This is a genomic window from Pareuzebyella sediminis (assembly GCF_008367235.1).
In the GTDB taxonomy this organism is placed as follows: domain Bacteria; phylum Bacteroidota; class Bacteroidia; order Flavobacteriales; family Flavobacteriaceae; genus Pareuzebyella; species Pareuzebyella sediminis.
Window position 1 is genome coordinate 240169 of record NZ_VTZS01000004.1, and the last position, 26143, is coordinate 266311.

Below are 26143 nucleotides of genomic sequence, written 5' to 3' on the forward strand. Positions count from 1 at the left end.
TTTTAGCATTTTAATTTGATGTATAAAAGGCTGATAAACATTACTATTTCTCGCTTTTATCCATTGCTGAAAGAAGGGAAGTGGACAGCTCATCAAGGAAAAGCGTTCGGCTTTTTTTCCTGTATTTTATGTCTTGATAGGTTTTATAGATGTCTTTCGGCTCAACATCGAAAATCTGACTTAAATAATCTGAAATTTTAACAATACTCAGATTGTTTTTAGCACCAAGCCCTTTAGCGTGAAGCGCATAAATAAGTTCCACATAGTCTGTATTGCTGAACGGCCAATGCATTTTTTCGATGTGAGATAAGGAAATCTCATTTCCATTCAACCCGTTCTTCAATCTATTTTGCTTGTCCACTAAATATTTGGTTAGGGACTTGTAGGCATTGTATTTGCCGAGCAACATATCTCTTGCTGTACAGAATTCCGGGTCTTGAAAGTAGAATTTGGAAAGTGTGATATGATACCCATTGAGATAATCACGAGTGTAATATTCTTTGTCAAAATGCGTCTGCCCTGATTCAATGTATCTTCCGAAGTCCAAATTATAGAGAAAGAATCGATTGAGTTTGTTGCTTTTTTTTTTGATGGATTTAAGCTGACTTTTTAAGTCGATTTTCGGGAACTGGATTTCAAACGAATGGATTTCGGAATAGTAGATTAACTCAACGAGAGGAACTTGTTTAGTTACTTTAAAAAAATGGATTTCGTCTTGAATGGATTTGAAGCCTTGCGACAGGACCTCTTTTTTAAGTGTGCTTAATGAATCACGGCAGAGCCCAATGGAACGGTGTGCCCTTTCAAGGATGCTCTCGTTTTGAAGTTTTATATCATCAAGTTCTTTTTTTAGTCGCTGTGTTAATAATTGAAAGTCCATAAGTAGGTGTATTTTGATATGAAACCATAGAAATGGGATTTAGTTGATGTGGTTGGTTAGATGATATCATAGTCCTGCAAAATGATATAAATGAATGCCACAGGTCATTAAATTTGTGGCTCATTGGTGTATTTTCTGGAACTCTCACTAAAATAATTTTACTTCGTAAACGTACAAGGAAAACTTGCCGTATTTAATTACGGAACGAGCCGTATTTTTCTACGGAAACCCTGTGAGACACTGAATATGCTAAGGTCTTCAGAGAGGAAATTTAATTATCTTTTTTTACGAAATCGCTTTAAGAATTCACGACGGTTCTTCACACCCGTTTTCTTGAAGATGTTTGAGGCGTGTTTTGATACGGTGCTTTCGGCAATGAACAGTTCCTCAGCAATTTTCTTATAACTAAGATTACTAAGGATGGATAGCGCAACTTCAATTTCCCTTCTGGTTAAATCCTCATAGATTATCTTGCGCTCTACAGATTCCTCGCGCTGTTTTTTCTTCAGGGCAAATACTTCATACATTCGGGTATTGTTTTCCAAAAAGTATAGATACCTATCTACTTCAATGGCTGTAATGGCAAAGAAGGCCAAGTTCATTACAGTAAAGGTTATGCATTGATAATCACCTATTACGGTGCAGATGGGTAACAGGGCTATACTTGCTACACTCACCATAGATAATTTGTTTCGCCTTAAAATAAAGGCATTCGGGTTGCTCGGATTTGAAATACGACGATAGAAAATGATGAGAAATACAAATGCTATTATGGATATGGGAATAGTAAAAAGAAAGCGAGCCGCATCTAACGAATCGGTCAAAAAATAAGGCATCAAAAAAAGAACTACATAGCTTCCACTTGCTAAAAATGCGAGATTTTTAATAGATGAATTGAATTTCAATACGACGATGTCATATTCTTTATAGAGGTAATAAACGATGTAAACGCATAATGCAATTGCCACACTATACGTTATGATATATTGAAGTATGAATGGTCCCGGAAAGTTATCTATGGGTAAAAATCCGCCCGTGACATTGTACACAATAAAAAGGATGCCCAGATATAAAAACCGTCGAAGGCTACTTCGTGTATTCCTTCTTGAAAAGTAAAAAGTGAGCAATACAATGACCGTATCTATTAAAAGATAGAAGAACGTTGTCCAATGTATTGACGTGCCGAACATTTACATTACTGGTCATTGCGCTCAAATTTGTTGGTTTCTAAATTCTTTGAAACGTTGTTCCAATTGAAAATCTGTCCGTTCATAGCAATATAAACATCCGGTTTTAGAAGCTGTAATGAGCTCAGTGCATAGCCTAAATTAAATGGTGCATCTGTCTCTGCAGATGAACCTAAAATGAAAGACCCAACCAGTACGATGGTTTTATTCAGGTTGAGTTTTCCGATATATTTTGCGGTATCTTCCATTGTGAAAGTACCGTGAGTTATCAAAATCTTTGTCGCAGCAGATTCCTTAATCTTGCAAACCAACTGCGCTCTGTCCTCATCTGTGATGGCTCTGCTATCCTTTTTGAACACACTTTCAATGGTGTAATCAAAGTCTATATTGGCTTTCTCAAGAAAACCTTGAATCGTGACATTTGATTGGGTTACACCTTTTCCGTCCACATAATCCAGTCCTTCGATGGTGCCGCCTGTTGTAAGAATATGTATCATAAAATAGGACTTGTTGTGACCTATAAAGATAGCAGATTTTTACCGGTAAATATTAAATAACATCGCATTAAAGACTTGGAAAGAATATCATTCCCACTTCTTTTTCTGCAACCGCACAGCATTAAAGATTGCCAATAATGCTACCCCAACATCGGCAAAAACAGCTTCCCACATTGATGCCAAACCACCAGCCCCAAGGATAAGGACGATTACCTTCACACCAAATGCCAGACCTATGTTTTGCCAAACTATCTTTCGGGTGGAACGACCGATTTTGACCGCTCTCGCTATCTTGCTCGGTTGGTCAGTCTGGATGATAACATCCGCCGTTTCGATGGCCACATCGCTACCCAAACCACCCATTGCGATACCTACATCGCTTGCAGCAAGTACGGGGGCATCATTGATACCGTCGCCCATAAAGGCTACAGTCGTATAAGGTTGTTTTTTGAGTTTCTCGACTTCGTTCAGTTTATCTTCCGGTAGCAGACCACCTTTCGCCCAATCGATATTCAATTCTTCAGACACCTGTTGGGTAATGGAATCCTTGTCGCCCGAGAGCATTATGATTTTAGAGATACCCGCCTCTCGTATCTGATTGATGGCTTGGTGTGCATCTTCCTTGAGTTCATCGGCAATGGTTACATATCCGGCAAACTTTTTATCGATGGCTACCATTACTATGGATTCGACTATAGTATCGGTTTCAGAGGGGACTTCGATGCTATTAGAAACCATCAAAGCTTTATTGCCCACTAATACCTGCTTTCCATTGACCGTACCTTTCAGTCCCTTTCCAGCAACTTCGGAAACTTCGGTTGCTTCAAAATCGGCACCATCGGCCTTATATTCCAGTATCGCTTTTGCAATGGGATGGGTGGATTGTTTTTCCATCGCCATCAGGTATTGCATAAATTCCGCTTCTGCAAAATTGGATTTATTGACCACTTCCTTAATCTTGAAGACCCCTTTGGTAACTGTACCCGTTTTGTCCATTACCACGGTATTTACCTTGGTAATCGCATCGAGAAAGGACGCACCTTTGAACAAAATCCCGTTGCGGGATGCCGCACCTAATCCGCCAAAATAGCCCAAGGGAATGGATATGACCAAGGCACAGGGACAGGAAATTACCAAGAAGATCAGAGCGCGGTAGAGCCAATCCCTAAACACATAATCGTCCACGAAGAAATAGGGCAAAAACGTCAGTCCGATGGCAAGGAAAACCACGATGGGTGTATAAATTCTGGCGAATTTTCTAATGAACAGCTCCGTTTTAGATTTTCGGGCGGTAGCGTTCTGAACCATATCCAAGATTCGGGCGATGGAACTGTCCTTAAATTCTTTGGTAGTCTTTACTTCAATGACCCCATCCAAGTTGATGCTTCCTGCATAGATTTTTTCGCTCTTGGCAATGGTATCGGGTTTGCTTTCACCGGTAATGGCAGCCGTGTTCAGCGATGCTTTTTCTGAAAGTAAAATGCCGTCCAAAGGAATTTTTTCGCCTACGCGAACCTGAATTCTTTCACCAATCTCGACCGTTTCGGGATTGACCGAAACAAAATCCTCATTTCTATAAACCAATGCTTCATCGGGTCGCGCATCCAAAAGTGCCTTTATATTTCCCTTCGCCCTATTTACCGCAGCGTTCTGGAAGAGTTCGCCCACGGCATAAAATAGCATTACGGCCACACCCTCGGGATATTCGCCTATGGCAAATGCCCCCAAGGTGGCAATGGACATCAAGAAAAATTCCGTAAAGAAATCACCGTTCCTGATACTGTTCCAGCCTTCTTTAATTACAGGAAACCCAACGGGAATGTAAGCTACAGTGTACCAAATAATCCGCACCCAGCCCCTGAAGAATGGGAACGTATCGAAATAATCTATGGCAATGCCCGTAATCAGCATTAAAAAGCTGAAAATGGCGGGCAAGTAGGTCTTAAAATTGGATACCTCTGCGGCACTGCTATGGTTATGTCCGTCATCGTGACTGTGCTCACCTTGATGTTCTTTCGGGTCTAAATCCCGTAAGTTTACTTTTTTCTTTTTCATTGCGTTTTTCGGTATTTATTTAAAATTTTGGCTATGTCTTCGGGCATTTCCATTCTTTTCAATGGTGGCACATCGCTTCCACCGGTATTTCCAATGGGTACGTGGTCGATAAATGATTTCCAACCACCAACCAAAAGTCGCAACACCTGACCCAGAACTTCTTTTGTGTTTCGCTGGCGTAACCCGAATTTTAACATTGACCAATGGGTATAGGTATGTTCCAACGGGTAGGATTGACCGAGAATATGGGAACGTTCAAGGTGATGCCAAGCTTGGGATGAATTTCCACTATGTAATGAAGAACGATATAGGTTCAGTTCATCTAAATAAAATGCTCTAAGGCCTATTGGTATGGTGGTATTAAATTTCATTATTTATTATTCATTTTTAAAGTGCAAGGTATGTATCTGACCTATGCAACGGAAGTGCATTATTGTCCGCTGCATTTGTCACAAATACCCTTCAGTACCAAATTGGCATCCTCTGCCACAAAGCCTTCTGGCAGATTGATATGTGGAATCTTATGTTCGGTCAGGCAAACGGTCTCATCGCAATTGTTACAATGGAAATGCAGGTGCAAATCTTGTTCAAGGTTACAATCGCAACCAGGCTCACAAAGTGCATATTTTTGTATGCCTGTACCATCATCTATTTGGTGCACAATTTTCTTTTCTTCAAAGGTGCGCAACGTTCTATATAAAGTCGTACGCTCTGCTTTCGCGAAAGCGGCTTCAATATCTGTCAATGATATGGCTACTTCCTTTTCTGCCAAATATTTATAAATCAATAACCGCATCGCCGTCGGGCGAACGCCATTTTCAGTGAGTCTTTGTTCTATTTTTTTCATTTTATAATTGTCTGTATTAATGTCCGTGTTCTTCCGCTTCGCCCTTTTTTAGTTCCGCCATTAGGTAGTAGGCGTTGTTATAGGCGTATTGTGTGTTCGGTTCTTGTTCGCTCAAAAAATCAATGGCAATCCAATCGCCATCGTGGGTGCCTTTGGTGATTTCAATGGGTTTGAATGACCAATCGTCACCTTCCTTTTCTGCCGAGAATACAAAGAATCTCTCGCCATCGGCTGCTATGGCAGCTTCGGGCATCGCCTTAGTTTGTGTATTTTCCGTTTGGATGCGCCCCTGAATGTACATCCCGGGAATCAGGTTGCCTTCCTTGTTCTCGATTTCAGCGTGTACGTGAATAGCCTTCGGATTTTGTTCAAAGGTCTTTCCTACGGAATAGATTTCGGCAGTCAGTTCCTTTCCGGGAATGGACTGTACATTGAAAACCACTTTTTGCCCTTCTTTCACCTTATGGACATCCTTTTCGAAAACCATCAAATCTGCGTGTACGTGATGGGTGTCCACAATTTCCATAAGGTCGGTCTGTGGTTCTACGTACTGCCCAGTCTTAATTTCTACTTTTTGGACGAATCCTTCAATGGGGCTTCTAAGAGATACACGCTGATAAATTGTACCGTTTCTTACGCCTGGTGCGCTGATACTCAACTGTTGCAGTTGCGCCTCAAGACCTTTTACCATACTTCGGGATGCCTGGTATTCGGCTTCTGCCTTTTGAAAATTGGCACCGCTGCCGACACCTGCATCGTACAGGGTTTTTTGCCGCTCATATTCCTTTTTAAGAAATTGACTATTACTGAAAGCATTGAGGTAATCCGTTTGTTTCTCGATGATATTGGGGTGGGACAGATAGGCGACCGTTTGCCCCTTATTAACCTTATCACCCTCGATAACTTCGATGGATACCACGTTGGCACCTACTACCGTTGTGATGGTGGCCTCGTTCTGAGGTGGGACTTCCAACTGCCCGTTGGCTTGCACATAACCGCTCATATTCCGCATTTGCAGGGTGTCGATTTCCATTTGTAGTGCATCGAACTGTTTAGCTGTGAGCATTACTTCCTCGGCTTCACCCTCGGAATGTTCTTTTTCCATTTCCAGATTGGCATTTTTATTCCCTGCGGTTTCTTTGTTGGAATCGCCACAAGCGGTCAACGCCAAAAGCATCGCCAACAAACCAATAGCTGTGTATTTTGATAGATTCTTCATTTTATTATTTGAAATATTGTAGTGCAAAAACTGATTTTAGATAATTGTCGAGCGCGTCCAGCGCATCCATTTCCGTCTGTATGGCATCCCTAATAATTTGGGTGAATGCGGCATAATCCACGGCACCTTCCTTATAGGCTAATAACGCACCCTGTCGCTGTTCCTCGGCAAGCGGTAAGGCCTTGTCCTTATAGAATCGCCAGGATGCTTCCCATTTTTGATACGCTTGTACAGCTTGTCGATATTCCGATTGCAGTTGGCGTTTGGTAAAGTCCGCATTGGCTTTTGCAATTTCACTTTGGATTTTGGCTGCCTTGGCCTGACTGCGTTCTGTACCAGAAAACAATGGAAGGGATATTCCTGCCTGATAAGTGTAGAATCCGTTACTGCCATTCACCCGTTGCAATCCGCCCTGAAGGTTGAGATTGGGCAACAAATCGGAACGTTCAGCTTGGTAGCTGGATTGGGCTTCCTCAATCCGCTTTCGCGAAAGTTCCAGTTCTGGATGGGTTTCTATGGTTGATGGAATTCCCAGTACTGCCATTTCATTTTCATCAAGGGTGTCGGGAACAGTATAGAACGTGTCGGAAACCAACCAAAGATTAAGCTTCTGTAGGGCAATGGCATAGTCACTTTCGGCCTGTTGAAGTTTATTGTTGATTTGTAATGCCTGATTGGTTGCCGATGAATATTCCAAACGTGAAATGGCCTCTACCTCGTAATTCAGTTCAATCGCCTTTTCAAATTGCGAGTAGATGGAATCCAGTTCACGATACAGTTCAAATTTCTGCCGTTGCTGATAGGCCTGTGACCAAGCTTTTTTGACTTCCTGTTCCACTTGCAATGCGGTAAAGTCAAGTGCGGTTTCCGCCAAGGCGATACGCTGTTTTTGCAACCGCTTCTTCGCACCGATACCGAACAGGTTGATATTCTGTTGAACCACGCCAACAAGGGTATAAATGCCCTGACCATCAGAAACTTCCTCACCACCGGTAAACACTTGGGTATTCCCTAAATCATAGGCCGTACCTTTTAGGGCGTTCTGCTTTTGAATTTCCAGTTGTTTTGTTTTCAATAGCGGATAGTTTTCTTTGGATATTTCTACCGCTTGTTCCAATGAAACAACAGGTAATGTATCGTTCTGCCGAACTTGTTGCGCTTCCGCTTTCGCGAAAGCAAAAAAGAAACAGACCACCGCAGAAGCGGTTACGATTTTCGGATTGACCTTTATCTTGCGTTCCGAACGTCTTTCTACCCATTGATAGAAAATGGGAAGAATGAATAGAGTCAACAAGGTGGATGTAATCAATCCACCGATAACGACCGTTGCCAACGGTCGCTGAACTTCTGCCCCTGCCGATGCGGAAATTGCCATTGGCAGAAACCCAAGGATATCGGTAAAGGCCGTGAGCATAATGGGGCGTACCCTTCTTTTTGTTCCTTCAACGATTCGCTCTTTTAGGTTTATAACGCCTTCCTCTTTCAGTTCGTTGAATCCGCTAATCATTACCAATCCGTTCAGTACGGCAACCCCAAAAAGCACGATAAAGCCAACCCCTGCGGAAATACTAAAGGGCATATCCCTAAGCCAGAGAGCGAACACGCCACCAATAGTCGCCATCGGTATGGCCAGATAAATCATCAACGTCTGCGGAAAGGATTTTAATGCAAAATATATCAGGATGAATATGAGTAATAGCGCAATAGGAACCACGGTCTGCAATCGGTCGCTGGCCCTTTCCAGATTTTCAAAGGCACCACCATAGCGGATAAAATAACCTGGGGGTAAATCGAGGTTTGCATCCAGCTTGTCCCTTATCTCATTGACCAGCGATTCCACATCGCGACCACGTACATTAACGCCTACATAGGTTCTGCGATTGGTATTGTCCCTGCTTATCTGCATCGGTCCCGGTGTGTATTCGATGGCCGCCAGTTCGTGAAGTGGAATTTGTGAACCGTTCGGTAGATTGATATAGAGATTACGGATATCGTTGATATCGCTTCGGTTCTGCTCATCGAGCCTTACCACCAAATCAAAACGCTTTTCACCTTCAAAAATGACCCCTGCGTACCCACCTGCAAAAGCGGATTGCACCATCATATTGAGTTGGTCGATGCTTACGCCGTATTGGGCCAGTTTGTTTCGATTGTACTTTATCGTCATCTGCGGTAAGCCCGATGTGGCTTCTGCCCGCATATCGCCTATACCTTCAGTACCTGCGATGATTTTGGTAATCTCGTCCGCTTTGGACGCAAGTACATCGATATCCTCACCGTATATCTTAATGGCAATATCCTCACGGATGCCTTCCAATAGTTCATTGAACCGCATTTCGATGGGTTGCGTAAATTCATAATTGACACCAGGGATAATGCTCACCGCATCCTTCATCTTGTCAATAAGTTCATCCTTGGATTCGGCAGAAACCCATTCGTCCTGCGGTTTCAGGATTACGAATACATCGGCAAAGTCCATAGGCATTGGGTCGGTAGGCACTTCCGCAACACCGATACGGCTAACTATTTTTTCCACTTCGGGAAATTCGGCCTTTACGATGCGTTCTATTTTTGTGGTGGTCTCGATGGTCTCGCTCAATGAGCTTCCGGGTTTCAAAATAGCGTGGAAAGCAATATCGCCCTCGTCCAATTGCGGTATGAACTCACCGCCCATTTTAGTGAACGTGAAGATAGCCACGGCAAAGATGGCCACCGCAATACTAACGACCCATTTTCCTTTTTCCAAGGCATTTAACAATAGGGGCTCATACTTGCGTTGTACCCAATGTACAAAACGGTCGCCCCACGATTTCTTTTCCTTTTTTGGCGGTTTCAGGAATAATGCGGACATCATCGGCACATAGGTCAGACATAAAACCATTGCACCAATCATCGCAAAGATGAACGTAAGTGCCATAGGCTGGAACATCTTGCCCTCGACACCTTCCAATGCCAAGATGGGTAGGAAAACGATAAGGATTATCAGCTGTCCGAAGAAGGCTGCGTTCATCATTTTTTTGGATGCATCGGCTGCAATTTCGTCACGGTCTTTCTTATCCAAAGATTTCTTTTTAAGCACATAACTGGCCATAAGAAATACACTCGCTTCCACGATAATGACCGCCCCATCTACGATAATACCAAAGTCGATTGCACCCAAGCTCATCAGGTTCGCCCATACGTCAAAAACATTCATTAGGATAAAGGCAAACAATAGGGATAGGGGAATGGTCGATGCCACAATCAGTCCGCCACGCCAGTTCCCCAAAAGAAAGACGAGTACAAAAATCACGATGAGCGCGCCTTCCAGAAGATTGTTGCGTACCGTGCCCGTTGTCTCACTTATGAGTTTACTTCTATCCAACAAGGGTTCGATGACCACGCCTTCGGGAAGTGATTTCTGGATTTCCGCCATCCTATCCTTAACGCGGACAATGACCTCGTTTGAGTTTGCGCCTTTGAGCATCATCACCAGTCCACCGACGACCTCGCCTTCGCCATCCTGCGTTAATGCCCCATAGCGAACGGCGGAACTGAAGCGTACATCGGCCACATCGTTTACGGTGATGGGCACACCATTTTCATTTTTAATAACGATTTTCTTGATGTCATTGAGGTTGCGTACCAAACCTTCACCCCGAATGAAGTTGGCCTGGTGGTTCTTTTCGATGTAGGCACCACCCGTATTCCTATTGTTTGCTTCCAAAGCTTTAAATACATCGGTAATGGTAAGCCCGATAGCCTTCAATTCGTTGGGGTCAACGGCCACTTCATATTGTTTAATCTTTCCACCTATCGCATTGATTTCAACGACGCCAGGCACCATCGCCATTTGTCGTTGTACAATCCAATCCTGCATCGTGCGCAAGTCGGCAAGGGAATACTCGTCCTGAAACTCAGGCTTGACCTTTAAGGTGTATTGGTACACTTCGCCCAAACCAGTTGTAATAGGTCCCATCGATGGCTGGCCCAATTCCTCTGGAATTTGCTCGCGTACCTCAGTCAGTTTTTCGGAAACGAGCTGGCGTGGCAAAAAGGTTCCCATATCATCGTCAAAAACTACCGTTACCACCGATAGCCCGAATCGGGAAATCGAACGGATTTCCTTGACATCGGGAAGGTTGCTCATCGCCACTTCCACGGGATAGGTTACGAACTGTTCGATATCCTCTGTACCCAGATTGGGCGATTGCGTGATGACCTGTACCTGGTTGTTGGTTATATCCGGCACAGCATCTATGGGAACTTGGGTCATACTGTAGATACCGGCACCGATGAGTGCCAGTGTAAGCAGACCGATAATAAATTTGTTATTGATTGAAAAATCAATGATTCTGTTAATCATAGATTTAGGTGTTAATTCAGTTAAAAATGAAATTGTGCTTTCCCTTCGACTGCGCTTTGGACAGGCGCGCAAGGCAAATACACCATTTGAAGTTTCCTAAAGCTGAAAACTTCAAAACTGGATATAGTAATCCTGTAAAACTGAATTAAACCTGCGGGGGCTGAAAGAGAGAGAAAGTAATATCCTTACCGATACTGTCGAAGTGGGCAAAGTTATCCTGTGGAATGGTCGCTTGAAGCGGTTCGAAGTTAGCAATACCAAAGTGTATCGTGTGAACGTGACAGCAGTGGCACTGGCAGAACGGTGAGCAAAGTTCGCAATCGTCACCGTGGTCACCATCAAAATCAACTACTGAAACGGTTTGGGAATCGTCGGCGACATCACCAACATCGCTACAAGGCACCACATTGAGCGCCAAGAAGTAAATCGATAATATGATTGCCAAAACTTTCACGATGCAAAGATAACAGAATTTCGGTGCAACAGGGTTGCAAAGTCCTATTTCAACGAATCAATCACACTACCGCACGTTAACATTGCATCACCATAATAAGGATTACGGATTTCTTCTTCGGTGCTCAACCAAACCGCACCTTTATTGTTGTTTGCCATTGGGCATTTTTGAACGTATAGGGGGTTGTCAATGCTTTCGAGATTCATTGCTATTGCAACCAAATTTTCATTGAGAATGACGAAATGACTACGTTGGTTTTCTAAATTAGAATTACTTGCAATGGCATCCAGCATTTCAATACTTTTGGATAGATGGGTTTTGAGCATTTTGTCCAAATCTTTTTGTGATATCACCTTCATTTTTTCGGAAGATACTTTCGCAAAATCGGAAACTTTTTCTGCATTACTCGCTACCAAAGCATCTTTGAGTTCAAGGTATGACGGCAAAGCCTTCACAAACTGTTCTTGAAAAGAAGTTGAAAGTGACATTTCCATCGCCATCATTTCTTTCTCTTCTTCAGTACTTTGATTCATCATCGATTTCTTCCCCTGCAATTGCGCAGCTGCATCTACGGTAAAAGTGCCATTGGTCACAATCTCATCGCCATTTTTTAAACCGGATGTAACCGTAAACATATCGCCATTGCGATTGCCAAGAGTAACTTCCCGCATTTCAAAAACAGGTTCGTTGGCGTTGGTTTTGATGTACACCAAAGACCGTTCACCCGTCCACATCACAGCACTTGCAGGTATGGTCAGGTTTGATTCCGTATTTACCGTTGTTCCTTCTACTTTGCCAGTTACGAACATTCCGGGTTTTAGCATTCCATCGCTATTTTTGAGATTGGCCCGAACGGTTACGGTGCGGGTTTGGGTATTCAGAACAGGGTCTATAAATGAGACCGTTGCATCAAATTCCTTATTTGGATAAGCATTTGTCGTTACTGAAATTTTCTGCCCTTTTTTAAACTCTGAAATCTGGTTTTCGTAGGCATCAAATTCCGCCCATACAGAGTTTAGGTTACTCACCTTTACAATGGGCTGTCCCTGTTTTACATAGTCGCCTTCGGCAGCCATTTTTTCTGAAACCGTTCCGGATACGGTCGCATAAATCGGAAAGTTCTCTTTGACCTTGCCGGATTCCTCTATGCTATTGATTTGGGCTTCCGAGAGTTTCCAAAGTTTCAGTTTGTTGCGTACCGCCTTGTATAGTGAGGGTTGCGATTCTTTTAGCGAAGCCGCAGTAATCAATTCTTGCTGAGCAGCTATCAGATTAGGTGCATAAATGGTTGCCAACAATTGCCCTTTTTGTACTTCCTGACCTTCAAAATTGACGTTGAGCCGTTCAATTCTACCATCGAAATAACTGGCCTGCACCGCATTTTCTTCCTCGTTCATCTTGATTTTTCCCGAAAGGGAAATCATATTCTCATCATCTACAGAAGCATTTCCCACGATGGATGTTTGGATGTCCGCCAATGCCATCGCATTTTTGGTCATCTTTATTTCGTTCATTGCAAGTCCATCAGCACCTGATTCCGCAGGAATTAAATCCATTCCGCAAATGGGACAATCACCTGGTTCGGGTTGCATAATCTGGGGGTGCATCGAGCAGGTCCACATTTGACCTTCCGCTTCTGTGGAATGGTCGTGCTTATCTGTCATAGATTCTTCCGATGAGCCACCGAAAATGAGCCAACCACCAAGCAGTCCGACAACGACTGCAATAGCGATATATATGAAATTCTTGTTCATAGCTATTTATTTTTCGTTCTGTAATCGTTCAATCATTTCTTTCATTTCGGCAATTTCCCTGCGCTGTGCCTTGATGATTTCTTCTGCCAGTTTCTTCACCTCTGGGTCTTTGATGTCCGCTCGTTCACTGGTCAATATAGCGATGGAATGATGCGGTATCATTGCTTTCATCCATAGTACGTCACCTACTGTGGATTTTTGGTCGCGAACCAAAAACAATGCCCCAAAAAACAAGACCAAACTACCTAAAAGAATGGCAATATTCTTTTTCTTGTCGGTGTACATCTTCCGCATAAAAAACCACATAATGACTGCCATTGCTGCTATGCCCAGACAGACCATATAGAAGCGCGTTAGGCTGAACCATACGTGGTCGAGTTCATAGGTGTTGAGATACATTGTGATGTACATTGCTACAAATGAGCAAGCCAGCATCATAAAAAATGTTCTGTATTTTCCTTTGTTTGCGTGTTTTGAATGTTCCATAGTTTTTGAATTTTTGGTGTTATTTGTTTCTCTTTTTTATTTTTCTGATTGTTGGTGAACTGATATACCATAACAAAAACCCGCTCAATACGGTAATCAATCCAAGTAGGGAAAAGGCACGTAGTACGGTTGTATTGAAATCGTCGCGACCTTCATAATCCATCGTATGGGTCATCCATAGAAAGTCGAACCAACGCCAATCCCGATGACGTAGCGTTTGGAATGCGCCATCTTTTTCGGAAACGTAGGCCTTGATGTTTTTAGGTGTTTCATAGCTGATGACATAGGCCGGAAGCGGTCTGCCACGATACTCGCTATGGCTGCCTACTTGCTCGATGCGCTCGATTCCTTTTACTTGAAGTTCCGGCAACATATTCCGTTCAGCGATTTTCAGAGCTTCACTTTCTGAGATTACTTTCTTTACTTTGCCTGTCTTGGCATCAAAGAGCTGTTTGTCATTAATCCAGTAAAAAGGTTTACCACCGATTTCCCGAAGTTCTACCGAGACTATTGCTTCTTCAAGATTCACTTCGGATGGACTTATCAAACTTGTAAAAGCAGATGCCTTTACTGGGTCTTGCCGAAATTGGTCACCGTGTATTTCGTCAATGTCTGTCCAACTAAAATACATCCCACTTATCGTCCACATCAAGAACTGGATGCCCAAGAAGATGCCCAAATAGCGGTGTACCTTTCTAATTTTTATCGCTGTTTTTCTTTTTACCATATAACTTAATCAATGTTTGAACCTTTAAGCCTAAGCGAATTGGCTATGACCGAAACCGAACTGAAACTCATCGCCAAAGCAGCTATCATTGGTGATAGTAAAATCCCAAAAAATGGATAGAGCAATCCCGCAGCAATGGGTATTCCCAAGGTGTTGTATATCATCGCAAAAAACAGATTCTGCTTAATGTTTCGCATTACCACATCGCTTAAATTTCTTGCCTTGACAATACCGTGTAGGTCGCCTTTGACCAAAGTAATGGCAGCACTTTCTATGGCCACATCAGTACCCGTTCCCATTGCGATGCCTACATCGCTTTTTGCCAAAGCAGGTGCATCATTGATACCGTCACCTGCCATCGCCACGACTTTTCCATTTTCTTGTAGTTTTTCAACTTCCTGCAATTTGTTTTCGGGAAGCATTCCCGCTTGAAAATCTGCAAGATTGAGTTCGTTGGCCACTGCCTGAGCTGTATCGTGGTTGTCGCCCGTGAGCATAATCACATCGATTCCCTTGTCCTGTAATTCCTTGATGGCCTTGGCACTCGTTTTCTTAATTTTATCACCAATTACTACATAACCGACAAGGTTTCCATCAATCGCGAGATAGGAAACGGTTTTGCCCTGCTTTTGGAAGAATTGGGCTTTTTCTTCCATTTCTTTGGAAAGCGTCGCCTTTGCATATTCCATCATTTTGGCATTTCCTAAAGCCACCTTTTTACCGTTTACATTACCTTCAACACCTTTACCGGTTACGGCATTGAACCCGTCGGCTTTTAAGAAATCAGCTTTTTGTTCTTTGCCGTATTTGATGGTGGCTTCCGCAAGGGGATGCTCACTTTGATTATTCAGGGAAACAATGTATTGCAGTACTTCGCTATCGCTGAAACCGTTATCAAAAGACCCCATTTTTTCCACCGTGGGTTTTCCTTCGGTAATCGTTCCCGTTTTATCCACGATAAGGGTATCTACCTTATCCATTTTTTCAAGTGCCTCTGCATTCTTGATGAGCACCCCATTTTGTGCACCCTTACCCACACCGACCATCACGGACATCGGTGTTGCCAATCCCAATGCACAGGGACAGGCGATAATCAAAACGGCAATGGCATTGACCAAGGCATACACATAAGCTGGTTCTGGTCCCCAAATTGCCCAAATCCCAAAAGTGATTACGGCGATGATGACCACGATGGGCACAAAGTAACCTGAAACGGTATCGGCCAGTTTTTGGATAGGCGCACGGCTACGACTGGCATCATTGACCATTTGGATGATTTGTGAAAGCAAAGTGTCGGAACCTACCTTTTCCGCTTTCATAAGGAAAGACTGGTTGCCGTTGATAGTTCCGCTACTGACTTTATCATCGGTTGACTTGTTGACTGGAATGGGTTCGCCCGTTATCATCGATTCATCGATGGATGTTTCGCCTTCGGTGATAACACCATCAACGGGAATTTTATCGCCCGGTTTTACCCGAAGAATATCGCCCAATTCAATTTGGTCGATGGCCACTTCCTGTTCCTCACCATCCACGACTTTAACTGCCTTATTTGGCGCCAGTTTTAAAAGTTCCTTGACCGCGGAATTTGTCTTGCTATGGGCTCGGGCTTCCAATAGTTGGCCAAGTAAAACTAACGTGAGAATGACCGTGGCCGCTTCAAAATACACGTGTACGGTGCCCGCTTCGGTCTTGAACTGGTCTGGGAAAAAGTCCGGCATCAGCATCCCGAATACACTAAACAACCAAGCTACACCAGCACCGATGCCAATGAGCGTGAACATATTGAGGTTCCACGTTTTTATGCTTCGATAAGCACGCTCGAAGAACATCCAAGTGGCATAGAACACCACGGGTAGGGAAAGTGCAAACTGAATCCAGTTCCAGTATTTCAGTTCCAAAATATCGTATAGCGGATTGTTGCTGACCATTTCGGACATCGCAATGATGAAAATAGGCAGTGTAAAGGCCGTGGCTATCCAGAACTTTTTGAGCAGTTTTTTATAGGTTTTTTCCTCTGCGGACAAATCTGGCTTCATCGGTACCAAGTCCATACCACAAATGGGGCAGCTTCCCGGTTCATCCTTTACAATTTCAGGATGCATTGGGCACGTCCATTGTTCGCTGCGGGAACTGGCGGAAAAGCTTTGCTCTTCCACCAAATCCATTCCACAGACAGGGCAATCGCCTGGCTTGTCATAAGTATTATCGCCTTCACAGTGCATCGGGCAGTAGAACGTTCCGGTTCCCTTGCCTTTTGGTTTTTGCTTTTTCGCTTTCGTACTTCGACTATGCTCAGTATTAACTTTAGCCGAATCATCCTTGTGATGATGTTTGCCAGATTTGTGAATGCTATACGAACCACCATCTTGCTTTAGAGCTTCCTGAAATGATTCGATAGGAATATGCGATTCCATTTCAATGACCGCTTCAGATTTTTCCAAATCGACCAATACATCAATTACACCGTCCACTTTAGAGAGCGTTTTCTCGACGTGGGTTCTGCAACCGTTACAGGTCATTCCGTGTATGTGATAGGTGTGTTTCATTACTTTACTAATTTGTGTCTGTTACGGAAAGGGTTACTACGAACCATCATACTACCCTTCCCGCAGCAGGACTTTATTCCAAGCTATCTTTTAGTTTATTCATATAGTCAATTACTGCTGTTTTGTTCGCCTCAGAAAAAATTGCATCCCGATGAATTAGCGTGTAACTATCCAAAGGCATTTCCCCATCCTCAATCTGGTTTATGATAGACCGTAATTTGCTATTTTTCCTTCGGTCGGAAAGGTTGCCCCATTCGTTGAAATTCAGCTCTGCCTTTCCTTCTTTGATATGATGTTCCAAGTACCAAGAAGAGGGTTGTACCTTGCTGTACCAAGGATAATCGGTATTATTGCTATGGCAATCATAGCAGGAAACCTGCAACGATTGTTCTACCGTTGCAGGTACATTGTTCACGAGCATAAAATCGGTTTGTGGTACGGTTTCACTCTGGTTATAGTCCACAGGAAAAAACTGGATGACCACAAAGGCAACCAATGCTATCCACGCTATGATTTTTACTATTTTCACTTAGTTGATTTCACGTTGCACCTTACCACATTTTAGCATTTGGGCACCGAAATAGGGGTTTCTGATTTCTTCATTCATACTTAGCCAAGCACCGCCTTTATTGTTATCGTACATTGGGCAGTACTGCTCATAAATGGTCATTGAAGTTCCCGTTATCGCCACCATATCGGTCATATCCTTGCTAAGCGTTTTAAAATGCTCGCGTTGGTGGGCTATATCGCTCTCGCCAATATGCTCGGCGTGTTCGGTGGCATCCTCAATGATATCGTTTAGTTCGTTCTGCTCGCTGTCCGAGTAGCTCGATGCATCAAAGGATTTGAGCGATTGTGCCAAGGTGTTGCCCAGTTCCTTTGCTTTGGAATTGTCATCGTTGACCAAAGCGTCCTTCAAGTTGAAATAGTCCTTCAATATCGCTTCTGCCTTGGCATCTTGGCTGTTATCCATAGCCATATCTTCCTTATCATCCATCTTTTCTTGATGTATTTCATTGCTCATTGGCTTGGCGGGTTCGTTCTTATTTCCGTCCTTGCAGGAAACTGTTACCATCACTACGGTAGCAAGTGCCATTGTACCTATCGTTCTCTTTACTGTTTTCATTTTGTGTTTGTTTTAAATTGTTACTTTGTTAAAATCGGGCTAAAAGACCGCCACCCCAGCCATATCGGTTATTGTAATTTGCTTGTATTGAAAAATTTCGGGATAGGATATAAGAGGTTCCCACCAACCATTGCGTTTCGCCCTGATAGGATGTATCGCCTATATCGTTCACCCAACCAAAGTCTGCCCGGTATTCGTATTCCCCTTCAAGGAAAAAGCGTGGAAAAAGCAACAGTTCCCTATCGAGACGTATCCTTGGGCGCAGTTGATGGTCTACACTCACATCTACATTAAATCGGTAAGGCGTAAAGTATTTTACACCAATTAGACCTACTGTATTAAAGGTGTCATACGAGTCGGGTGTAGAAGTTTCGGTATTTACTCCTACATAGAGGCGCACCCAATCATTGAGATACCTATTATAGTTTACTTCGGCTTCAAGGTTTTTGTTATAATCGAACTCTGCTCTTAAACCAAATTCATTCCGAATATTGCTTGACATCAGAAATAGTTCATTAAAGTTTGAGCCTGCACGCAACAATCCCCAAGAATAGTAATGGTCTGTTTCGTCAATCAGTTTTTGAACGGGAAAGTTTTTCATCCTTTCATCCCTTGGGGTATCATAGCTGAATACGCGAGCCATACCGCCCATCATATGGTACAGGATGTGGCAGTGAAAGAACCAATCGCCATACTCCTCGTTATAGAACTCGATAACCACTTTCTGCATCGGTGGCACATTGACGGTGTGTTTCAACGGCGAGCGCTCACCATTTTCATTGATTACCCTAAAATAATGCCCGTGAAGGTGCATCGGGTGGTGCATCATCGTTAGGTTGTTAAGGGTAATGCGGGTTACTTCACCACCCCTGATTTTAATCTTATCCGTTTCTGAAAGTGGCACACCGTTAATACTCCACACATAGCGTTGCATATTTCCGGTCAGGTTTAATAGAATGTCGTTTACGGGCAAATCAGCCTTGTAGGTGGTATTTTCCTTCGCTTTTAAGAAATCATAGTTGAAATAGGTTTTACGGGTATCGTAATCAAAAGAGGAAGTGTCTTTTTGCATCATAGGCATATCGTGCCCCATATGGCCTCCCATCATATGCGAAGGTTCGGTAGATTTCATTGGCATTGAATCTTTTTTCATTCCTGCCATACCGTCCATCTTTTTATCCATCTTCATTTGCTTATGGTCGTCCATCTTCATATTGTCGCCCATTTCGCCTTTATTCATTGACATTTTGTCTTGCATTCCCATATTCATCTGGCCATCTTTCATATCCATTTTCATCCCGTAATTTTCCTTCAAAAACTCGGGTGTTTTTTTCTTTTTGTTACCCACCATTGCAGGGGCGCCCATCTTCATATCCATTTTGGCCATTTGTTTCATCATTGCAACCTTGTCCGGTCTCTCAATTCTTTTTGCTGGATACAGGCTTCCCTGTCCCAAGCGCAACGAGGTGCTACCAGAACCGTCTTGAGCGGTGGCGGTAACTTCCAAAGTACCTTCAGGGATGGTTACGATAACATCATAGGTTTCGGCAATACCAAAAAGGAAACGGCTTTTAGGTACAGGTTCCACATCAATACCATCGCCCGCAACGACCATAGGGTTGCCACCGCCAAAATCCATCCAGTAATAGGTAGAGGCGGATGCATTGATAAAGCGAAGCCGTACTTTTTCGCCTGTTTTGAATTCGGGATACTCGGCCAATGATTTTCCATTGGTCAGAAATGCCGGATAATAGATGTCGGCTATATCTGCTCCTTCCATACGGTCTCTCCAAAATTTCAGTTGTGCACCAAATGCGCCTTCCTTGATAACCCTGCCCAAAGGAACCGCCGTACCTTTTTTGACCTGATACCACTCGTTACCTCTTTTAAGGTTTCTCAAAACATTCATAGGATTTTCGTTGGTCCAATCAGAGAGTACCACAACCAAATCCTTGTCATATTCCAGAGTTTTTTCTTTTGGGTGAATAATAATAGACCCATAAACACCGCTTTGCTCCTGTAGCATCGTGTGGGAATGGTACCAGTAGGTGCCTGATTGGTTGATTGGGATTCTGTATTGAAAAGTTGTTCCTGGTTTAATAGGTGGCGTGGTCAAATAGGGAACGCCATCGTAAAAATTGGGTAATATCAACCCGTGCCAATGTACAGAGGTTTCCACATCCATTTTATTGGTAACATTGATAATGGCGAGGTCGCCCTCGGTGAATTCCAAGACTGGTCCAGGAATACTACCATTGATGGTCATTCCTTTTGCTGTTACACCAGCGAGCGTCATTTCATTTTCTTCAATGGTTAAGTTATACTCCTTGACAGGTCTACCTTCTTCATTTCTGTCCGCACCGTTTGTGCCTACTTGGGCAAATACAGTAGAAGAAAACAGCAATAGGGTGGTGATTTGTAATATTTTCATTTTTAATTTATTAAATAGTTTAAAAGTGCTGATTGCACGTAATACATCTTTATGGATTCGATTTGGTTCATCTGAAATTTCAGTTGCAATTCCTGAATGTCCAGCACATCGTTAAAATCGATGGTTCCCGTTTCATAATTCTTTATTAATATTTCCTCGGCATCGTTAGCCTGCATTAAACTCTTTTCTTGGGTATTGAACTGAATACGGGCTTGATTGCGCTGTGATTTTGCTTTCGCGAAAGCGGTTTCAAGTACATTCAAACGCTCTGTTTTTTGTGATTCGATTTCCAGTTGTCTCAGTTCGTTCTGTTTGGAAACCGATGAATAGCGGTTGTTGAAAATAGGTATGGACAGCGATACCATTGGCATCACGATATCCTTGCCGTTGTCGCTAAAGGTCATATCGGGACGTTCGGAAACGGGTACATAGTCCAATCCAAAACCGATGTTCGGGGCACTTTCCTTTTGGTTCAGCAATTCGGATTGTTCAATGGACTCGTAAAGTCTATCATATTTGAGCAGTTCGGGATTAAGCGCCAATCCTTCATCGCTGTATATCGGGTCTTCCGTTGGGATGGTCATTTCTGGGACGATTTCAACGGCAATGCTTTCCTTTCGGTTCAAAAGATTGTTGAAGCTGACCTGTTCCGCCAAATACTCCTCCTGCAAGACCTCTTTTTGTTGTTGCAGTTCGTTCTGGCGAATCTGCAACCGTAGAACATCAACTGCGGAAGCCTTGCCCACTTCCACAGAGGTCAATGCCAACCGTTCGTAAGTTTGTAGTAGTTGGATGTTTTCGTCCAGTACATCCTGTTTCGCATTGATGGCATATAGTTGATAGTAGGATTGGGCGACCGAAAGTGCCAGTTTTCGTTTGGCAATGGCAATTTCAACAAACTCGGTTTCCGCCATTGAGCTGGCATAGTTTTCCCGTGCCGTTATCGTACCGAACCACGGCAACATCTGCGAAATCGAAAATCGTGCCCGTTGCGCACCCGTTCGGGTTTCGGGTTCGCTTACAAAGTATCCTGCGCTTACCACAGTATTAGGTAGCGTATTGACTTCGTTCACTTTTTCTTCGGCGATATTGTACCGCAGCTCGTAAGCCTGAATATCTGGATTGTTCGCTTCTGCTTCCTGTATATAAGATTGAAGCTCTTGCGCTTCCGCGTAAAAAGAAACAAGCAATAATCCGATGATGATTTTTACATTTTTCATTTGCTCGCTCGTTTAAGTTGATTTTCTTCCCGCCAGCTATATAGTACGGGCAACAGGAAATATGAGGTTACATCAATGAGCATCCCACCCACAATGGGAATGGCCATTGGAATCATTATATCGCTTCCCTTTCCGGTGGATGTTAGCACTGGCAACAAGGCAAGAACGGTCGTTACGGTCGTCATCAAACAGGGACGGATACGCTTGCCTGCCGCTTCACGGGTAGCTTGACGAATGCCCGGTTTGTCATTCGGTTTTTCCTTATCGAAAGATTGGTCGAGATAGGTTGCCATCACCACACCGTCATCGGTAGCAATACCAAAGAGTGCGATGAATCCGACCCAGACCGCAACGCTCAGGTTGATAGTTTTGATATTGAACAACTCGCGAAGGTTCTCACCGAACAAATTGAAATTGAGAAACCAGTCTTGTCCATAGAGCCAAATCATCACAAAGCCACCTGCAAATGCTACGGCAATGGCGGTAAATACCATCAATGAGGTGGTGACCGATTTAAACTGAAAGTATAGAATGAGAAATATGATAATCAAGCATAGCGGAACCACGATGGACAGGGTTTTCTCTGCACGCAACTGGTTTTCATAGGTGCCCGTAAACTTGTAGCTGATGCCTTTGGGTACGGTCAGTTCGCCGCTGTCTATCTTTTCTTGAATCAAGGCCTGGGCATTTTCCACCACATCCACTTCGGCAAAGCCGTCCAGCTTGTCAAATAAAACATAGCCGACCAAGAAGGTGTCCTCACTTTTGATGACCTGCGGACCTTGCTCATACCGGATGTCCACGAGTTCGCCAAGGGGAACGGGGCTTCCTTTTTCCACGGGAACGTAGATATTCTTTAGGTCGGTCGGATTATCACGCAGCTCTCGTGGGTAGCGTACCCTAACGGCGTAGCGTTCCCTACCTTCGACTGTTTGGGTCAGGGGCATCCCACCTACGGCCACTTGCAGGATTTCCTGTACGTCCATAATCGAAACCCCGTAACGCGCCAACTGTTCCCGTTTGATATCCACCAACAGATAGGGTTTGCCCACGATACGGTCGGCAAATACGGCCTGTTCTTTTACACCTTCGGCCTGTTTCAATATTTCTTCGAGTTCCAAGCCGAAAGCTTCGATTTCCCGTAAGTCCTGCCCCTTGACCTTAATGCCCATTGGCGCGCGCATACCCGTTTGCAGCATCACCAATCGGGTTTCGATAGGCTGTAACTTAGGGGCGGAAGTAATACCGGGCAGTTTAGTGACCCTGACGATTTCGTTCCAGATATCATCCGGGCTCTGGATTTCAGGTCGCCAGTTTCGGTAGTACTCGCCATCATCATCGGGAATCAATTCGTTTCTTGTGATGGTAGTTTGCAATTGGGATGCTTCATAACTGGCATCGTTTTCTACTTCGTTGTTCGGATTAATATGGAACCTATCATTTTTCAATACAAAAAGTCCGTCGTCGTTTACCCGATAGCGTTGCCGTTCCCCTGAAGCGTTGCGCATATATTCCGACTTGTACTGAATCACGTTCTCGTACATCGAAAGCGGTGCCGGGTCAAGCGCGGATTCGGTGCGGCCTGCCTTTCCGACCACGGTCTCGATTTCAGGGATGGTGGCCACCGCCATATCCAATTGTTGCAAGACCCGTTTATTTTCGGCTACACCTGAGTGCGGTAGCGAGGTAGGCATCAACAGGAACGAACCCTCGTTGAGCGCTGGCATAAATTCCTTACCCGTGTTGCGCATTATGAAGAAACCGAGAACCAGCAATGTGGTGGGAATTATCAAGAACAGCAATCTGTTTTGCAATGCCCATCTTAAGATGCTATCGTAGTATTTTCTGAGTAGCGAAAAGATGCCCAGAACACCAAAACAGCTTACCGCTACAAAAATGAGGTTCATAATCAGGCTGCGGTCGAAGCCGAGCGGTCGCCAGTATTCAGCCAATAGGAATACAACTGCGATTGTGGCAATAGCCGTATTGATGAGATTTTTTTGCTTTACCGCTACGCTCTCCCTTTGGTCGTGAATCTCGCCAGCTCGATTTCGCGAAAGCGTAACACGCATCGATAAAATGGCTACCAAGCCAAAAGCGACAAGTACCAATCCTATCCAATACCCAAAAATCACTGCGGTGATTCCCAAAAGGATTAAAAGCCCATTGATGGCATATTTGAGCCGTTCCCGCATTTCGGTCTTTCTAAAGAAAGTGGCTGCGAATGGCGGTATAAGGAATAGGGCAATAACGAGTGCAGCGGCCAATGCCATTGTTTTGGTAAATGCCAATGGTCGAAAGAGTTTCCCTTCAGCACCAATCATCGTAAACACCGGAAGGAAACTAATTATTGTAGTCATTACAGCAGTAACAATAGCGCCGGAAACTTCGGATGTGGCGTTGTAAACGATTTCGTTTGTTGTATAGGGTTGACCGTTTTTGTTTACCCGCAAGTCTTCATCTTCCAGATGTCGAATCATATTTTCGGCAAGGATGACCCCGACATCTACCATCGTACCAATAGCAATGGCGATACCCGAAAGTGCCACAATGTTCGCATCCACATTAAAGAGCTTCATCGTGATAAAGACCATCAACACCGCCACGGGCAATAATCCAGAAATCAATATGGATGCTCTGAGATTGAAAACCATTATGATAATGACCAAAATGGTAATCAGGATTTCCAAGGTCAGGGCCTCGTTGAGCGTACCCAAGGTTTCTTGAATGAGTTCGGTACGGTCGTAAAAGGGGACAATAGTGACTTGGGAGGTTCTACCGTCGGCCAGTTCTTTTGAAGGAAGCCCCGAGCTTACCTCGTCGATTTGGTCTTTGACATTATTGATGACTTCCAGCGGATTGGCACCGTAACGGGCAACTACCACACCGCCCACGACTTCGGCACCTTCCTTGTCCAAAATGCCGCGACGTGTAGCTGGTCCCAAGTGTACCTTGCCTACATCCTTTATCCTGATGGAAGTGAAATTCTCGGAATCGACTACCGCATTTTCTATATCGGCTATGGATTTTACGTACCCCAGACCGCGCACCAGGTATTCGGCCTTGTTCATTTCCAAGGTTTGCGCACCGATGTCCTGATTACTTTCCCTAACGGCCTTTACAATATCCGCCAGACCGATGTTGTACTGCCGCATCTTTTCGGGGTCAACATCCACTTGGTATTCCTGAACGTATCCGCCAATGGATGCCACTTCACTTACACCGCTTGCAGAAGAGAGCGCATATTTTACGTAGTAATCCTGTATGCTTCGTAGTTCCTGTAAATCCCATCCACCTGTAACGTTTCCCTCTTTGTCACGACCTTCCAGAGTGTACCAAAAAATCTGTCCCAATCCCGTGGCATCCGGGCCCAAGGCGGGATTGACACCATCGGGCAACAGACCGCTGGGTAGCGAATTGAGCTTTTCGAGGATGCGGCTACGCGACCAGTAGAATTCGATGTCCTCTTCAAAAATGATGTAGATACTGGAAAACCCGAACATCGAAGAACTACGAATGGTCTTGACGCCAGGTATTCCGAGAAGGGAAGTGGTGAGCGGGTAGGTAATCTGGTCCTCGATATCCTGAGGAGAGCGCCCTTGCCACTTGGTGAAAACAATCTGTTGGTTTTCGCCAATATCGGGTATGGCATCTACAGCCACAGGGTCATTGGGCAATATTCCGGTGTCCCAATTAAAGGGTCCGTTCACGATACCCCAACCCACGAAAAGGGCTAGCATCAGTACCGCAACGAGCTTATTTTCTATAAGGAATTTTATGCCTTTGTTCAGCATATAAAATGATAATTAGACAGTTATACAATTGTGGCTTGTTGCAATTCTAAAAGTTGAATACAACAAAACGTGCCCAGAACGGGATAACCGTTGGGCTTAGTGCCGTTCCGATGGGTATCGGAATCGGGCTACTGTCTAAAAATCAAATTAAATAAGTCTCGTAGAGTATCTGAACGTCCCGTTCAATAAAGGGGGGCGAGTAATCCTTGAAGGGAACGATATTTTCATCAAGTCCCTCGAAAAGATTGATATAGGTGTAGAAAAATGTGGCAACGAAGGTTTGTTGCTCAAAAGTAAGTTTGTTGAATGATGTTTTAAGGTCGTCGCTACCTTCCTTCACGATTTTTTGGTCTGAGCAACACGATTTATTGCTCATTGAAGGATTTTCACAACCCGTGGTTGGTTGTGCCTTTTCCATTCCGCAGGTTTCTGCCTTTGTGAAGAAACTAAAATCGACCAAAGAGTCCCCGCAGTAGTGTATATCAACCGTGAATGACATCGTAGTGAACATCACTACAAATGCCATTAAAACAGATAATATTTTATGGAAAACCTTTTTCATCGATGCAAAA

19 protein-coding genes are annotated in these 26143 nt (G+C 43.9%); all 19 read right to left on the reverse strand.

Annotated features, from left to right (window positions below; translation table 11 throughout):
- Nucleotides 1-43: 43 nt before the first annotated feature.
- The 19 genes from F2B13_RS15190 to F2B13_RS15280 all read right to left on the reverse strand — a co-directional run bounded on the left by F2B13_RS15190 (nucleotide 44) and on the right by F2B13_RS15280 (nucleotide 26133).
- Nucleotides 44-880, reverse strand: coding sequence for an RteC domain-containing protein (locus tag F2B13_RS15190; protein ID WP_149304606.1), 837 nt, complete (start codon nucleotides 878-880; stop codon nucleotides 44-46).
- Between the two features lie 275 nt (nucleotides 881-1155).
- Nucleotides 1156-2070 (reverse strand): helix-turn-helix domain-containing protein, encoded by a 915-nt coding sequence (locus tag F2B13_RS15195; RefSeq protein WP_149304607.1) that lies wholly within the window; start codon nucleotides 2068-2070, stop codon nucleotides 1156-1158.
- Nucleotides 2071-2075: 5 nt separating this feature from the next.
- Nucleotides 2076-2564 (reverse strand): asparaginase domain-containing protein, encoded by a 489-nt coding sequence (locus F2B13_RS15200; protein ID WP_149304608.1) that lies wholly within the window; start codon nucleotides 2562-2564, stop codon nucleotides 2076-2078.
- Between the two features lie 87 nt (nucleotides 2565-2651).
- On the reverse strand, nucleotides 2652-4619 hold the full coding sequence (locus F2B13_RS15205; protein ID WP_149304609.1) for a heavy metal translocating P-type ATPase: 1968 nt from the start codon (nucleotides 4617-4619) through the stop codon (nucleotides 2652-2654).
- Entirely contained in the window at nucleotides 4616-4990 is a 375-nt protein-coding gene (locus F2B13_RS15210; RefSeq protein WP_138257808.1) for a DUF3703 domain-containing protein, read from the reverse strand. The genes F2B13_RS15205 and F2B13_RS15210 overlap by 4 nt, the downstream gene beginning before the upstream one ends.
- A 59-nt stretch (nucleotides 4991-5049) precedes the next feature.
- Nucleotides 5050-5466: a Fur family transcriptional regulator gene (locus F2B13_RS15215; RefSeq protein ID WP_138257807.1), complete on the reverse strand. Its 417-nt coding sequence runs from the start codon at nucleotides 5464-5466 to the stop codon at nucleotides 5050-5052.
- A gap of 16 nt (nucleotides 5467-5482) precedes the next feature.
- Nucleotides 5483-6685, reverse strand: coding sequence for an efflux RND transporter periplasmic adaptor subunit (locus F2B13_RS15220; RefSeq protein WP_149304610.1), 1203 nt, complete (start codon nucleotides 6683-6685; stop codon nucleotides 5483-5485).
- A 4-nt stretch (nucleotides 6686-6689) separates the two neighbouring features.
- A complete protein-coding gene (locus F2B13_RS15225; protein WP_138257805.1) occupies nucleotides 6690-11030 on the reverse strand; it encodes a CusA/CzcA family heavy metal efflux RND transporter in 4341 nt (1446 codons plus the stop codon).
- Nucleotides 11031-11175: 145 nt separating this feature from the next.
- Nucleotides 11176-11484: a DUF6660 family protein gene (locus F2B13_RS20770; protein WP_045802071.1), complete on the reverse strand. Its 309-nt coding sequence runs from the start codon at nucleotides 11482-11484 to the stop codon at nucleotides 11176-11178.
- Between the two features lie 44 nt (nucleotides 11485-11528).
- Nucleotides 11529-13238: an efflux RND transporter periplasmic adaptor subunit gene (locus F2B13_RS15235; protein ID WP_138257803.1), complete on the reverse strand. Its 1710-nt coding sequence runs from the start codon at nucleotides 13236-13238 to the stop codon at nucleotides 11529-11531.
- A gap of 6 nt (nucleotides 13239-13244) precedes the next feature.
- Nucleotides 13245-13724, reverse strand: a complete 480-nt coding sequence (locus F2B13_RS15240) for a DUF305 domain-containing protein (protein ID WP_045802073.1) — start codon at nucleotides 13722-13724, stop codon at nucleotides 13245-13247.
- A 19-nt stretch (nucleotides 13725-13743) separates the two neighbouring features.
- Entirely contained in the window at nucleotides 13744-14451 is a 708-nt protein-coding gene (locus F2B13_RS15245; RefSeq protein ID WP_138257801.1) for a PepSY domain-containing protein, read from the reverse strand.
- Nucleotides 14452-14456: 5 nt separating this feature from the next.
- Nucleotides 14457-17000, reverse strand: coding sequence for a heavy metal translocating P-type ATPase (locus F2B13_RS15250; protein ID WP_138257800.1), 2544 nt, complete (start codon nucleotides 16998-17000; stop codon nucleotides 14457-14459).
- Between the two features lie 73 nt (nucleotides 17001-17073).
- Complete coding sequence (locus F2B13_RS15255; protein WP_138257799.1) at nucleotides 17074-17529, reverse strand: heme-binding domain-containing protein; 456 nt, start codon at nucleotides 17527-17529, stop codon at nucleotides 17074-17076.
- Entirely contained in the window at nucleotides 17530-18126 is a 597-nt protein-coding gene (locus F2B13_RS15260; protein WP_138257798.1) for a DUF3347 domain-containing protein, read from the reverse strand. It lies immediately after the preceding gene.
- A 28-nt stretch (nucleotides 18127-18154) separates the two neighbouring features.
- Nucleotides 18155-20557, reverse strand: coding sequence for a multicopper oxidase domain-containing protein (locus F2B13_RS15265; protein ID WP_138257797.1), 2403 nt, complete (start codon nucleotides 20555-20557; stop codon nucleotides 18155-18157).
- Nucleotides 20558-20559: 2 nt separating this feature from the next.
- Complete coding sequence (locus F2B13_RS15270; protein WP_119638282.1) at nucleotides 20560-21777, reverse strand: TolC family protein; 1218 nt, start codon at nucleotides 21775-21777, stop codon at nucleotides 20560-20562.
- Nucleotides 21774-25571 carry an efflux RND transporter permease subunit gene (locus F2B13_RS15275; RefSeq protein WP_149304611.1) on the reverse strand — a complete coding sequence of 1266 codons (3798 nt, stop codon included), beginning with the start codon at nucleotides 25569-25571 and terminating at the stop codon, nucleotides 21774-21776. Before F2B13_RS15275 ends, F2B13_RS15270 begins: the two co-directional genes overlap by 4 nt.
- A 142-nt stretch (nucleotides 25572-25713) precedes the next feature.
- Nucleotides 25714-26133, reverse strand: a complete 420-nt coding sequence (locus F2B13_RS15280) for an HYC_CC_PP family protein (RefSeq protein WP_138257795.1) — start codon at nucleotides 26131-26133, stop codon at nucleotides 25714-25716.
- Nucleotides 26134-26143: the final 10 nt, after the last annotated feature.